Raw genomic sequence first — 13,391 nt, 5'->3', positions numbered from 1 at the left:
CGCACGCACGGCGTTGCGCCCACTGGCGACGATCACGGCACGCGCTCCAGGGCCGCGTGCGGCGGCTCACCGCGCCAGCCCATGCCGCGCCTGGCCAGGGCCTGCTGCAGCGGCCACAGCCGGTCGAAGGCCAGCAGTCCCAGCGAACGCAGCGGCGAGAGCGGCGGCTGGCGCAAGCAGGCCAACTCGATCAAGCCGTGGCTCATGGCCATGGTGCCGGCGCGATCGGGCGCACGGCGCGCCGCATACGTGCGCAACACATCCGCAGCGCCCGGATCGGGCGCGTCAACGATCAGCTCGGCCAGGGTCAGCGCGTCGCGCAGGCCGAGGTTGAAACCCTGTGCGCCAATCGGGTGGATGGTCTGTGCCGCGTTGCCGACCACCACCGCGCGCCGTGCCTGTACCGTCGAGGCGACGACCCGTTGCACCCGATACGCAAAGCGCCTGCCGGGCCGCGTCAGCTTGCCCAGGCGCCAGCCGAAGCGCCGTTGCGCCAGGGCAAGGAAGGTTTCGTCGTCCGCGCCGGCAAGCGCCTCGGCCTCGGCCGTGGCGGCCGTGAGCACCAGCCCGCAGCGTCGCTCGGCCAATGGCAGCAAGGCGACCGGGCCGGCGTCGCCGAAGCGCTCGAACGCGCGGCCGGCATGTTCGCGTTCGGGCGTCACCGTGCACACGAACAAGGTCTGCCGGTAATCGTGGCGTTCGGTGGCGAGGCCCACGGCACCGCGCACGAACGATTCGGTCCCGTCGGCGCCGACCACCAGCGCCGCCTCGATCGTGCGTTCGTCATCGCCGCACCGCAGATGCGCACGCCAACCCTGCGCCACCGGCTCAAGCGCAGTCAGGCTTGCCGGGGCCAGGCGCCCCAGCTGCGTGCAGGTGTCGAGGCGATGCAGCAGGGCAGCGCCGAGCTCCCGTGCCGGCAAGGTCCAGCCGAGCGCGTCCACGCCGTGCCGCGCGGCATCGATTCGCGTACTGCCAAAGTCGCCGGCGCGGCTGACGCGGATGTGGCGGATTGGCGTCGCCGCCGGGGCGGCATGTTGCCACACGCCGATCGCGCCGAGGCCGTTAACGCTGGCCCGCGCCAGCGCCAGGTTGCGCTCGTCGTAGCTCGGCTGTGCTCCGGCCCGCGGCACGGCCGATTCCACCAGCGTGGCGGCGACGCCCGCCGCATCGAGCGCAATGGCCAGGCTGGCTCCCACCAGGCCGCCACCCACTACCAGCACATTCGCTGCATCCACTGTCGTCTACCGGGCTTCACGCATGCGTTGATCATACCCAAGCTGCCGCCGGGGAAGTGGCCGTTGCGATAGACTAAGTGCCTATTCGACGCATTGCGGGATCACGATGGCCAAGACGACTACTGCGCGGTTCGGTATTTTCCTGGCCCTGGTCTTAGTGATGGGCATCACCCGCTTCCACCCCTCCTTGCCGCACCACGCGCTGTGGGACGCGTCCTGGGGCGTGTTCTTCCTCGCCGGCTTCTGGCTCCGCGGCCACGGTCGCTGGGCGTTCCCTCTGCTGATGGCCGAGGCGGTGCTGGTGGATTACCTGGTCATCAGCGGCCAAGGCCTGGATTTCTGGAGCCACTACTGCGTCTCGCCGGCCTACTGGTTCCTCGCGCCGGCCTACGGCGCGTTGTGGGCGGGCGGCAGCTGGTTGGCGAGGCGCGAGCGGGGCAACGGCCTGGCGACGCTGGGTCTCGCGGTCGCCGCGCTGTTGGTGGCCGAGGGCGCGTGTTACGCCATCTCCAACGGCAGCTTCTACTGGCTGAGCGACATGGTGCCAGCGCCGCGCAGTCTCGACGCCTGGCTTGCCAACCTCGGTGACTGGTACCTGCCCTTCCTCGCCGGCACGGTCACCTACGTGGCGCTGGGCGCGGTGCTGCACGTGCTGGCCACCCTGCTCGCCCGCACGGCGCAGCGTGGCGGCCGCACCCAGTACTGACGTGGGCAACCGTCTTTCCCGCATCTATACCCGGACCGGCGACGACGGCACGACCGGACTCGGCGACGGCTCGCGGGTGGGCAAGGATTCCCTGCGGGTCAACGCCTACGGCACGGTGGACGAGCTCAACGCCACCATCGGCATGGTCCTGGCCGCCGACAAGGTACCGGATGCGGTCCGCGAGACGCTGACCCAGGTGCAACATGACCTGTTCGATCTCGGCGGCGAGTTGTGCATCCCCGGCATGGAGACGATCAAGGACGCGGATGTCACGCGCCTCGAGTCGGCACTCGACGAATTGAACGACGACCTGCCGCCACTGAAGGAATTCATCCTGCCCGGCGGCGGCATGGCGGCGGCCTGTTGCCACTTGGCGCGCACGGTGTGCCGGCGCGCGGAACGCGCGGTGGTCGCCCTGGCGCGCACAGAGGAAGTCCGCCCGCAACCGCGTCATTACCTCAACCGCCTGTCCGACCTGTTGTTTGTGATGTCCAGGGTACTGGCCCGCGCCAGCGGTTTCGGCGAAGTCCTCTGGCAACACCAGCGCCGGCCCAAGCCGAAACCGGCACCCTGAGCCGCGGCATGTTGCGGCTGTACACCCACCGTGCCTGCCTGCGACACGTGCCGCCGAGCCAGCATGCCGAATGCCCCGCGCGGCTGCACGCGGTACTCGCAGCGCTGGACGCCGACCGCTATGCGACCCTTGACTGTGTCGAGGCGCCACGTGCGAGCCGTGAACAACTGTTGCGCATGCATGACGCCGCACATATCGACGCGATCCTGTCGGGGCCGCCCAGCGGGAGTCCGTACATGCTGGACGCCGATACGTATTGGTGCGCCGACTCCGCCGAAGCAGCCTTGCGCGCGGCGGGCGCTGTCATCGCCGCGGTCGATGCGGTCATGACGGGGACCTGCCGCCACGCCTTTTGCGCGGTACGGCCACCAGGGCATCACGCCACGGCCACGCACGCCATGGGTTTTTGCCTGTTCAACAATGTCGCCCTGGGCGCCGCCCATGCACTGGCGGTCCATGGGCTGGAGCGCATTGCCATCGCCGATTTCGACGTGCATCACGGCAACGGCACGCAGGAACTCTGTGCCGGCGAGGCACGCGTGCTGTTTGCATCCAGCCACCAGCTGCCGCTGTACCCCGGCACCGGCGATCCCGATGCCGCGAACCCGGAGAACTGCATCAACGGGGCACTGGCCCCGGGTGCGGGTTCGACCGCGTTCCGCGCGCTGTGGAGCACGCTGTTGCTGCCGCGCCTGCACGCGTTCCGGCCGCAGCTGGTGCTGGTCAGCGCCGGCTTCGATGCGCATCGCCGCGATCCACTCGCCGAGCTGCAGCTGGAGGTCGATGACTACACCTGGATCACTGCCCAGCTGGTGGAGTTGGCGCATGCATACGCCGCCGATCGCCTGGTGTCCACGCTGGAAGGCGGCTATGACCTTCCTGCGCTCGCCGCCAGCACCAGCGCCCACGTCGACGCCCTCATGGCATGACATGCGCGATCGCCTTTCTCCCAGCGTAGGCCCCCGCCCCGACCCCGCGCATCCGGCAGTGGCTTCGACGCCGCTACCGCGCCACGTGCTGGCCATGGCGACCGCCCTGGCCCTGCTCGGCACACCCGCGGCAGCCGGGGCGCAAGGCGCCGCCGTCGCCCCGGCCATCGCCAAGCCTTCACCACCTGCCTGCGCCCTGGGCACGTTCCGCTGCGCGCCCCGCCCGGTTGACTACGCCATGTGCCGCCCGAATGCGCTGCTGGAGTTCTATGACCCGACGCTGTCCACCGATGCCAGCCTGCGTCCCACCAGTCCCACCCGGATCGAGGCGCGCAAGGTCGACAGCTCCAACCGGTCCGTCTATCGCCTGTCCGGTGACGTGAAGCTGACCCGCGCCGACCAGCAGCTGCAGGCCGACCGTGCCGAGTACGACGACCAGAGCACCGACTACGCTGCCAGTGGCGATGTGCGCTACCAGGAAGCCGGGCAACTGCTGGCGGCCGCCAGCATGCGCGGCAACAGCGCCACCAGCCGCGGGGTGGCGGACGAGGTGCGTTACCAGATGCTGAAATCGCACGGCAACGGCACGGCCCGCCAGGCCGTCTTGCTCGACGCCTCGCGCTCGCGCTATGCGTTTGCCACCTACTCGACCTGCGACGTCGGCCACCATGTGTGGGAATTCCGTGCGCGCAACATCAGCATCGACCAGGCCAGTGGTGTCGGCGTGGCGCGCAACGCCACCTTGCGCGTGGGCAAGGTGCCCATCCTGTATCTGCCTTATTTCAGCTTCCCCACTGACGACCGGCGCAAGAGCGGTTTCCTGTATCCGACCCTGGCGCACACCAGCCGGTCGGGTTTCGAGCTGGCCGCACCGTATTACTTGAACCTGGCGCCAAACTACGACGCCACGCTCGACCCGCGCATCTACAGCGACCGTGGGTTGATGCTGGGCGGCGAATTCCGCTATCTGCTGGGCGGCAGCAATGGGCAACTGAACGTGCAATACGTGCCGCGCGACCACGGCACTCCGAGCGCGTTGGCCGACACCACCGGTACGCACCGCTACCTGCTGAATTTTTCCGACCGCACGCCGTTGTGGAAGTCCTGGTCCCTGAGCACCTCGATCAACCGCACCTCCGACAGCAGCTACCTGTACGACTTCGCCAACAAGGGCCAGGGTCGCACGGTCTATTCGCTCGCCTCGAGCGCAGCCCTGGTCGGCGGCGGCACCTGGTGGAACGCGGCGTTCGGTGGCACCTCGTACCAGAACACCAACCCCTTCCTGACCGACAGCTCGCTCCCGTACCGGCAGTTGCCCTACGCCACGTTCAACCTGGACATTCCGGTATCGCGTTGGCTGGAGGCCGGCATGGACAGCGCGGCGGTGGCATTCCGCAAGCCCGGCTACATCAGTGGCCAGCGCGAAGACCTGGCGCCCTATGTGGCCGCCACGTTCGGTGGCGCGGCCTGGTTCGTGCGCCCGCGGCTCGCCTACCGCTACACCGTCTATCAGCTCGACGCCGACCGCGACCGGTATGGCTATTTCGGCCGGCTCGACAGCGGCGTGAGTTCTCCCTTCGTGCGGGACTCGCCCAGCCGCGCGCTGCCCATCGCCAGCATCGACAGTGGGCTGATTTTCGAGCGCGACGCGCACCTCTTCGGGCAGGCCTATACGCAGACGCTCGAACCGCGCCTGTATTACCTCTACGTGCCCTACCGCAACCAGGACGCGCTGCCGCTGTTCGACACCAACCTCATGACGTTCAACTACTGGCAACTGTTCTCGACCAACCAGTATTCGGGTGCGGACCGGCAGATGAACGCGAACAACCTGACCGGCGCGGTCACCACGCGGCTGCTCGACGCCGGGGGTGCCCAGCGCCTGGCGGCCAGCTTTGGCCAGATCCGCTATTTCACCCCGCAACGCGTGCAGTCGCCGAACGGCCAGAACAGCGTCGTGCCGGCCACCGACTGGTCGGGTTCGGATTACGTGGCCCAGCTCGATCTGCAACTCAGCAGCCGCTGGCGCCTCAACAGCTCGTATCAATGGAATCCGAACACCCGCCGACGCGACGTCACCATGCTGGGGCTGCAGCGACGCCTCGGCGCTGACGGCATCGTCAACTTCTCCTACCACTTCCGGCGCGGGCTGTTGGAACAATACAGCGCGTCGATGGTCTACCCGCTATCCGAGCGCTGGCGCCTGCTTGGCGCGCTCGGCTGGTCGGTGCCGGACCATCGGATGGTCGAGGCGTTGGGCGGCGTGCAATATGAGAGCTGCTGCGTCGCCTTGCGGCTGGTCGTGCGCAGCTACGTCAACCAGGGCTATTACGGCTACGGACCGGCGTCGGCGCCAACCAATCTCGACAAGCGCGACAACGCGGTGCTGTTCGAGTTCGAATTCAAGGGCCTGGGTTCCACCGGTGGCCAGCTCGAGCCCTTGCTGCAGCGTGATATTCTCGGCTACCAATAACCGCCCTGCCTACACCAAACAGGCGTTCCTTGATGAAGTTTTCCGTTGTATTCCTTATGGCCGCAGTCGCGTTCGTCGCGCCGCTGCACGCCCAACTGCTGCCCGGGGCGCCTGCGGCGACCACCACGCACTCGCTGGACCGCATCGTCGCCGTGGCCAACGACGACATCATCCTGCAAAGCGAGCTCGACGAAGCGGTGCAGTCGGTGCAGCAGCAATATGCCGCCCATCCCGACCAGTTGCCGCCAGCCGACATCCTGCGCAAACAGGTGCTGCAGCGCCTGATCATGATGCGCCTGCAGGTGCAGAAGGCGCTGGACCAGGGCATCCACGTGTCCGAAGCGGACGTCGACGCCGCGGTAGGCGGCGTGGCCAAGCAAAACAATATCAGCGCCGACCAGTTGCGCGCCGAGATCGAGCGCACCGGGAGCTTCGCGCAATTCCGCCAGCAACTGGCCGACCAGCTCATGGTGCAGCGCCTGCATACCAGCGTGGTGCACGACTCGGTGTCGGTCACCGACAGCGAAGTGGACAACCTGCTGAACAGCCCGACCTACAAGGCCGGCGAGGTCCACATCGGACACATCCAGATCAGCATCCCCAGCGGCGCCGACGCGGCGGCCATCCGTGCCAGCCAGCAGAAGGCCGAGCAGGCCGAGGCCGCGATCAAGGGTGGGATGGACTTCAATGCCGCCGCAATCCGCTATTCGGACGCGACCGACGCCCTGGACGGCGGCGACCTCGGCTGGACCCGCTTGGACGAGTTGCCCGCGGCGTTCGCCGATGCAGTCGCCAACATGCAGCCCGGGCAGGTGAGCCCGCCCATGCGTGGTCCCACTGGCTTCCACATCATCAAGTTGTTCGGCCAACGCCAGCCCGGCAAGCAGGTGGTGACCGAGTTCCACGCCCGGCAAATCCTGATCGCGCCCAGTGAGCTGGTCAGTTCGGCCCAGGCCGAGCAAAAGGCCCAGGGCCTGTACCAGCGCATCGTCGACAAGCACGAGGATTTCGCCAAGCTGGCCAAGGCCGATTCCACCGACTACACCACCGCCAACCTCGGCGGCGACATGGGCTGGTTCCAGCCCCAGGCGGTGGATCCGGCCATCACCCAGCAACTGCAGGCGATGAAGGACGGCGACGTGTCCAAGCCGTTCCAGACCAGCGCCGGCTGGCACGTGGTACAGCGACTCGGCACCCGCGAGAGCGATGTCACCGAAGAGGTGTCACGCAACCAGGCCCGCCAGTCCATCGGCAACCGCAAGGCCGAGGAAGCCTACGAGGACTACCTGCGCGAGCTGCGCGCGAACGCCTACATCAAGATCCTGGTGCCCAGCCTGTCCGACACCACGGCAGAGGCGCCCAACACCGCCTCCCGCGGGGAGTGACCGGGCAGCCGCTGCCGCGGCTGGCCATCACCACCGGCGAGCCGGCCGGGGTCGGCGCCGAGCTGGTGGTGCGCCTTGCGCAACTGCCGTTGCCGGCGACCCTGGTCGCGCTGAGTGACCGTGGTCTGTTGCGGCGTGCGGCGCAGCGCTGCGGCGTCGCGCTGGATCTGGTTGACGATGACGGCACCGCGGCCGACAGCCGCGTCCCCGGGATACTGCGCGTGCAGCACGTCGCACTGGGCGCACACGAGGTCCCCGGCCAGCCCGATCCACGCAATGCCCAGCATGTACTGGCCACCCTGGCCACGGCCGCGGACGGCTGCATGGCTGGGCGCTACGCGGCGGTGGTTACCGCGCCGCTGCAGAAGGCGACGATCAACGAGGCCGGCGTGCCGTTCCGCGGGCACACCGAGTTCTTCGCCGAGCGCGCACACGCCGAGGTGGTGATGATGCTCGCCAGCCCGACCCTGCGCGTGGCCCTGGCCACCACGCATTTGCCGCTTGCGGCAGTGCCGGCGGCGATCACCGCGCCGCTATTGACCTGCACACTGCGCATCGTGCATGCCGAGTTGCGGCACAAGTTCGGCCTGGACGCGCCGCGCATTGCCGTGCTTGGGCTCAATCCGCACGCCGGGGAAGGCGGCCACATTGGCCGCGAAGAACTCGACACGCTCATCCCCGTGCTCACGGCGCTGCGCGGCGAAGGCATGCAACTGCTGGGCCCGCTGCCAGCCGACACCGCCTTCATCCCGGCGCAGCGCGCCCGCTACGACGCGGTGCTGGCCATGTATCACGACCAGGCCTTGCCGGTGCTGAAGAGCGAGGCCTTCGACTGCACGGTCAACCTGACCCTGGGCCTGCCCTTCATCCGCACCTCGGTGGACCATGGCACGGCGCTCGATCTTGCCGGCAGCGGCACGGCCAGCGTGGCCAGCCTGGTTGCCGCGACCCGCATGGCCATCGAGCTGGCCGCCCGCGCGCGCACGTCGTGAGCGCGCCGAAGAAGGGCTACGGGCAGCACTTCCTCGAGGATCGCGCCGTTATCGCGCGCATCCTCGCGGCGCTGGCACCGGGTCCGGCCGACACCCTGCTGGAGATTGGCCCCGGTGAGGGCGCCCTCACCTTGCCGCTGCTGGCTGCCGCCGGTGCGCTCACCGCAATCGAGCTCGACGCCGAGCTGCTCCCCGCGCTGCAGCGACGCGCAGCGGACGTCGGCAAGCTCGAGATCATCCCGGCAGACATCCTGCAGGTCGACCTTACCGCTCTGGCGCAACGCCTGGGGACGTCCAGGCTGCGCGTGGTCGGCAACCTGCCGTACTACATCTCCAGCCCGATCCTGTTCCATTGCCTGGATCACCTGCCGGTGATCCAGGACCTGCACTTCATGCTGCAGAAGGAAGTGGTCGAGCGGATGGCCGCGGCACCGGGCAGCAAGATCTATGGCCGCCTGTCAGTGATGCTGCAACTCGCCTGCCGGGTGGAGCTGTTGTTCGAGGTGCCGGCGCGCGCGTTCCGCCCGCCGCCGAAAGTGGATTCGGCGGTGGTGCGCATGCGGCCGCTGGCGGCCAATGAACGCCCCGCTGCCTCCGCGCAGGATCTGCAGCTCGTGGTCAAGGCCGCGTTTGCGCAGCGGCGCAAGACCCTGGGGAACGCGCTGGCCCAGGTGCTCGACCGCGACGCCATCCGCCACGCCGGGGTCGATCCCGGCGCACGCGCCGAAACCCTGGAGCCCGCCGCGTTTGTGCGCCTGGCGCAGGCCTTTGCGGCGCGCCGCCACGATGCCGGCACCAGGTGAGTCGCGCCACGCGCAACCGCGGCACGCGCCCCGCTGGCAGGTGCAAGCCGTACAATCGACGCATGACTGAAGATTCGGCCTACACCATTGAAGTGCAGGTTCAAGCACGTTTCATCGCCGACCAATCGGAGCCACAGGCCAACCGCTACGTCTTCGCCTATACGGTGCAGCTGCGCAACGCCGGGAGGGTTCCGGCGCGCCTGCTCACGCGGCACTGGATGATCACCGACGCCAATGGCCGGGTGCAGGAAGTGCGCGGCGACGGCGTCATCGGCGAACAACCGTGGATGCGGCCGGGGGACCGCTTCGAATACACCTCCGGCGCGGTGCTGGAAACGCCGGTGGGCACCATGGCCGGCAGCTACCAGATGCTGGCCGACGACGGCATCTGCTTTGACGCGCCGATACCCACGTTCACCTTGTCCATCCCGCGCACGCTGCACTGATGGCGGCGCACTGACATGGCGACCTATGCGATTGGCGACGTACAAGGCTGTTACCCGGAGCTGCAACGCATGCTGGACAAGTTGCGCTTCGACCCAGCACACGACCGCCTGTGGTTTTGCGGCGACCTGGTGAACCGGGGCGGCCAATCACTGGCCACGCTGCGCCTGATCCATGGCCTGCGCGAGAACGCCGTCATCACCCTGGGCAACCACGACCTCAGCCTGCTGTCCATCGCGCAGCGCCGCCCCGAAGCGCAGGCCCGGGTCAACCCCGAGCTGCGCGAGGTACTGTTTGCCGAGGACGCGCCCGTGCTGTGCGAATGGCTGCGCTCGCAAAAGCTGCTGCACCACGACCCCGACCTGGGCTGGACCATGGTGCATGCCGGGCTGGCCCCGACGTGGACGCTACGCCAGGCCCAGGTCGTGGCCCAGGAAGTCGAGCGTGAGTTGTCCAGTCCGCGGCACGGCAAACTGCTGCGCAACCTGTTCGGCAACCAGCCTGCAGCCTGGTCCAACAGCCTCAAGGGGCTGGACCGCTATCGTGCCGCCATCAACATCTTTACCCGCATGCGCTACTGCGACGTGAACGGGCACATTGACTTCGACGCCAAGGGCATGCCGGGCACGCAGAGGCCAGGGCTGTACCCCTGGTTCGCCGTGCCGGGGATGCGACAGCGCGGCTTGCGCATGGTCTCCGGCCACTGGTCGGCCCTGGGACGCTTCATCGGCTGCGGCGTGCACGCCATCGATACCGGCTGTGTCTGGGGCGGCCAGCTCACCGCGCTGCGGCTCGACGTGCCCGACCCACAGTACATCACCGTCGAGGCCGAACCCTACCGCTCGCGGCGTTGAACCGCAGAAACGGGAGTCCTGGCCGGCTCAGCTCAGCCGGCCGTGGCAGTGCTTGTACTTCTTGCCCGAACCGCATGGGCAGGGATCGTTGCGGCCGATCTTCGGGCCGGCCAGCTGCACTGGCCGCATTGGCCCAGCCGCCGGCGCCGCATCCTCCTGCCCCGGCGCGCCCTCGCCAAAGGCGCCACCCGCAGGCGCGCCGCCGCCGGTCGCCAGCATCTGTTGCTGCAGGCGCGCGGCAATGCGGCGCTGCTCGGCTTCCATCTCAGCCACTTCCTCTTCGCTGCGCACGCGGATCCGGGCCAGCATCTGCACCACCTCGGCCTTGATCCGGTCGAGCATTTCCGAGAACAGCCGGAACGCCTCGCGCTTGAACGCCTGCTTTGGATCCTGCTGCGCGTAGCCCACCAGGTAGATGCCCTGGCGCAGGTAGTCCATGTTCGCCAGGTGATCCTTCCAGGCGTTGTCGACCACGGTCAGCATCACATGCTTTTCGAGCTGGCGCATGGTCTCGGCGCCAATCTGCTGCTCCTTCGCGGCAAACATGCTGTTCACGCCCTCGAGGACGTGCTCGAGGATGCCTTCGGCGTCCACTTCGGCGCGACCTTCGAACCAATGCACCAAGTCGAGCTGCAGGCCAAACTCGCTCTGCAGTTCGGTATCCAGGCCGGGGATGTCCCACTGCTCGTCAATGCTGTCGGCCGGAACGTGGGCACGCACCATGCTGCGCACGACGTCCTCGCGGATGTCGGTCACGGTGGCGGACACGTCCTCGCCCTCGAGCAGCTCGTCGCGCTGGGAATAGATCACCTTGCGCTGGTCGTTGGCGACGTCGTCGAACTCCAAAAGGTGCTTGCGGATGTCGAAGTTGTGCTGCTCGACCTTGCGCTGTGCCTTCTCGATCTGTCGGCTGACCAGGCGGTCCTCCAGCGCGTCGTCGTCCTTCATGCCGAAGCGCTTCATCCAGCGGATCAGGCCCTCGCCGCCGAAGATGCGCAGCAGGTTGTCGTCCAAGGACAGGTAGAAGCGCGATGAGCCGGGGTCGCCCTGGCGTCCGGAACGGCCGCGCAGCTGGTTGTCGATGCGGCGCGATTCATGCCGTTCGGTGCCGACAATGTGCAGGCCGCCGGCAGCCACGACCTTCTCATGCTCGACACGCCAGTGCTCGCGCACCTGCTCGCGCTCGTCCTCTGTCGCTTCCGGCGGCAAGGCGGCGAGCGCAGCGTCCAGGCTGCCGCCCAGCACGATGTCGGTGCCGCGGCCGGCCATGTTGGTGGCAATGGTCACCTGCCCGTAGGCACCGGCTTGGGCCACGATGATGGCCTCACGCTCATGCTGCTTGGCGTTCAATACCTCGTGCGCAATGCCGGCGTCGTCGAGCTCCTTGGACAGCAGCTCGGAAACCTCGATGGACGTGGTACCGACCAGGACCGGCTGGCCCGCTGCATGGCGCGACTTGACGTCCTCGATGACGGCGCGGTACTTGGCCGCCGTGCTGAGGAAGATCATGTCCTGGTTGTCGACGCGGATCATCGGCTTGTGGGTCGGAATGACCACCACGTCCAGGCCGTAGATGCTGTTGAACTCGAAGGCCTCGGTGAACGCCGTGCCGGTCATGCCCGAGAGCTTCTTGTACATGCGGAACAGGTTCTGGAACGTGACCGTCGCCATGGTCTGGTTTTCGCGCTGGATCGGCACGCCCTCCTTGGCCTCGACCGCCTGGTGCAACCCGTCCGACCAGCGCCTCCCGGGCAGGGTACGGCCGGTGAACTCGTCGACGATGATGACCTCGCCGTCGCGCACGATGTAATCCACGTCACGCTGGTAGATGCCCTGCGCGCGCAGCGCCGCATTCAGGTGGTGCACCACGGCCAGGTTCTTCGAGTCGTAGAGGGCGCTGTCCGCGCTGAGCACGCCGGCATCATGCAGCAGCTCCTCGGCGTGCTGCATGCCGGCCTCGGACATGTGTACCTGTTTCTGCTTCTCGTCGACCCAGAAATCGCCGGGACCGTCCTCCTCCTTTTGCCGCACCATGTGCGGCACGATCTTGTTCACCGCCAGGTACAGCTGCACCGACTCCTCGGCCGGGCCGGAAATGATCAGCGGCGTACGCGCTTCGTCGATCAGGATCGAGTCCACTTCGTCGACGATGGCGAAATTCAGTCCGCGCTGATAGCGCTGCTCCTTGCTCAGGGCCATGTTGTCGCGCAGGTAATCGAAGCCGAACTCGTTGTTGGTGCCGTAGGTGATGTCGGCGTTGTACGCAGCCGCCTTGTCGCCCTGGTCCATGCCCGGGTAGACCACGCCAACGGTCAGCCCGAGAAAGTTGTATAGCACGCCCATCTGCGCGGCATCACGCCGCGCCAGGTAATCGTTGACGGTGACCACGTGCACGCCGTCACCGGCGATGGCATTGAGGTAGACCGGCAGGGTGGCGACCAGGGTCTTGCCTTCGCCGGTGCGCATCTCGGCAATCTTGCCCTGGTGCAAGACCATGCCGCCCACCAGTTGGACGTCGTAATGGCGCAGACCCAGCTTGCGCTTGGAAGCCTCGCGCACCACCGCGAACGCCTCGGGCAACAGCTTGTCCAGGGACTCTCCGGCTGCATAGCGCTGCTTGAACTCGTCAGTCTTGGCGCGCAGCTCTTCGTCGCTCAATTTCTCGCAAGCCGGCTCCAGCGTGTTGATGCGGGCGGCAGTCCGGTTGAGTTGGCGCGTGACGCGCTCGTTGTGGCTACCAAACAAGGACTTCAAGGAGCGACTGAGCATCGGTCTTCCGCTTGGGTGTGAGCGCCCGCCGGCTCGCGGGCCAATCGCGCATGTTACTACACGCACTTGTGCCACCCGCGCGGGCGTAGCCTGCAGGCGGCACGACATGGGGCCCGGCGGGCGGGCCCAGCGAATCACGCCGGGTATCTCCGAATGGCGTCGCCACCGCGCCTATTCAAGGGCGGTAAACCACCGCGGCCGTCCCCGGCCACGCACCCGCGTAT

At 67.7% G+C, this 13,391-nt stretch carries 11 protein-coding genes; 9 read left to right on the top strand and 2 right to left on the bottom strand.

Annotation, left to right across the window (positions count from 1 at the left end; genetic code table 11):
* Positions 1-32 precede the first annotated feature (32 nt).
* Entirely contained in the window at positions 33-1,238 is a 1,206-nt protein-coding gene (gene ubiH, locus AC3WJB_RS05600; protein WP_492679536.1) for a 2-octaprenyl-6-methoxyphenyl hydroxylase, read from the bottom strand.
* 106 nt (positions 1,239-1,344) lie between these two features.
* Here ubiH and AC3WJB_RS05595 point away from each other — a divergent pair, with 106 nt between their 5' ends.
* The 9 genes from AC3WJB_RS05595 (at position 1,345) to AC3WJB_RS05555 (ending at position 10,398) form a co-directional block, all read left to right on the top strand.
* On the top strand, positions 1,345-1,944 hold the full coding sequence (locus AC3WJB_RS05595; RefSeq protein ID WP_492679534.1) for a hypothetical protein: 600 nt from the start codon (positions 1,345-1,347) through the stop codon (positions 1,942-1,944).
* A 1-nt stretch (position 1,945) separates the two neighbouring features.
* Positions 1,946-2,518 (top strand): cob(I)yrinic acid a,c-diamide adenosyltransferase, encoded by a 573-nt coding sequence (locus AC3WJB_RS05590; protein ID WP_492679532.1) that lies wholly within the window; start codon positions 1,946-1,948, stop codon positions 2,516-2,518.
* Positions 2,519-2,526: 8 nt separating this feature from the next.
* The gene (locus AC3WJB_RS05585; RefSeq protein WP_492679530.1) at positions 2,527-3,447 is read left to right on the top strand and encodes a histone deacetylase family protein; all 921 of its coding nucleotides are present in this window, start codon (positions 2,527-2,529) and stop codon (positions 3,445-3,447) included.
* Positions 3,448-3,541: 94 nt separating this feature from the next.
* Entirely contained in the window at positions 3,542-5,920 is a 2,379-nt protein-coding gene (locus AC3WJB_RS05580) for an LPS-assembly protein LptD (RefSeq protein WP_492679528.1), read from the top strand.
* A 32-nt stretch (positions 5,921-5,952) separates the two neighbouring features.
* Positions 5,953-7,305 (top strand): peptidylprolyl isomerase, encoded by a 1,353-nt coding sequence (locus AC3WJB_RS05575; RefSeq protein ID WP_492679526.1) that lies wholly within the window; start codon positions 5,953-5,955, stop codon positions 7,303-7,305.
* Positions 7,302-8,297 (top strand): 4-hydroxythreonine-4-phosphate dehydrogenase PdxA, encoded by a 996-nt coding sequence (gene pdxA, locus AC3WJB_RS05570; protein ID WP_492679524.1) that lies wholly within the window; start codon positions 7,302-7,304, stop codon positions 8,295-8,297. The genes AC3WJB_RS05575 and pdxA overlap by 4 nt, the downstream gene beginning before the upstream one ends.
* Entirely contained in the window at positions 8,294-9,100 is an 807-nt protein-coding gene (gene rsmA / locus AC3WJB_RS05565; RefSeq protein WP_492679522.1) for a 16S rRNA (adenine(1518)-N(6)/adenine(1519)-N(6))-dimethyltransferase RsmA, read from the top strand. The genes pdxA and rsmA overlap by 4 nt, the downstream gene beginning before the upstream one ends.
* A gap of 62 nt (positions 9,101-9,162) precedes the next feature.
* Positions 9,163-9,546 carry a Co2+/Mg2+ efflux protein ApaG gene (apaG, locus tag AC3WJB_RS05560; protein ID WP_492679520.1) on the top strand — a complete coding sequence of 128 codons (384 nt, stop codon included), beginning with the start codon at positions 9,163-9,165 and terminating at the stop codon, positions 9,544-9,546.
* A 15-nt stretch (positions 9,547-9,561) separates the two neighbouring features.
* Entirely contained in the window at positions 9,562-10,398 is an 837-nt protein-coding gene (locus AC3WJB_RS05555; protein WP_492679518.1) for a symmetrical bis(5'-nucleosyl)-tetraphosphatase, read from the top strand.
* A 27-nt stretch (positions 10,399-10,425) separates the two neighbouring features.
* On the opposite strand, the gene secA is transcribed toward AC3WJB_RS05555, so the two are convergent.
* The gene (gene secA / locus AC3WJB_RS05550; protein ID WP_492679516.1) at positions 10,426-13,167 is read right to left on the bottom strand and encodes a preprotein translocase subunit SecA; all 2,742 of its coding nucleotides are present in this window, start codon (positions 13,165-13,167) and stop codon (positions 10,426-10,428) included.
* Positions 13,168-13,391 lie beyond the last annotated feature (224 nt).

It is taken from the genome of Rhodanobacter sp. FW510-R10 (genome assembly GCF_058781105.1).
Note: the sequence above shows the minus strand (reverse complement) of the source record. Positions and strands in the feature narration are given on the sequence as shown.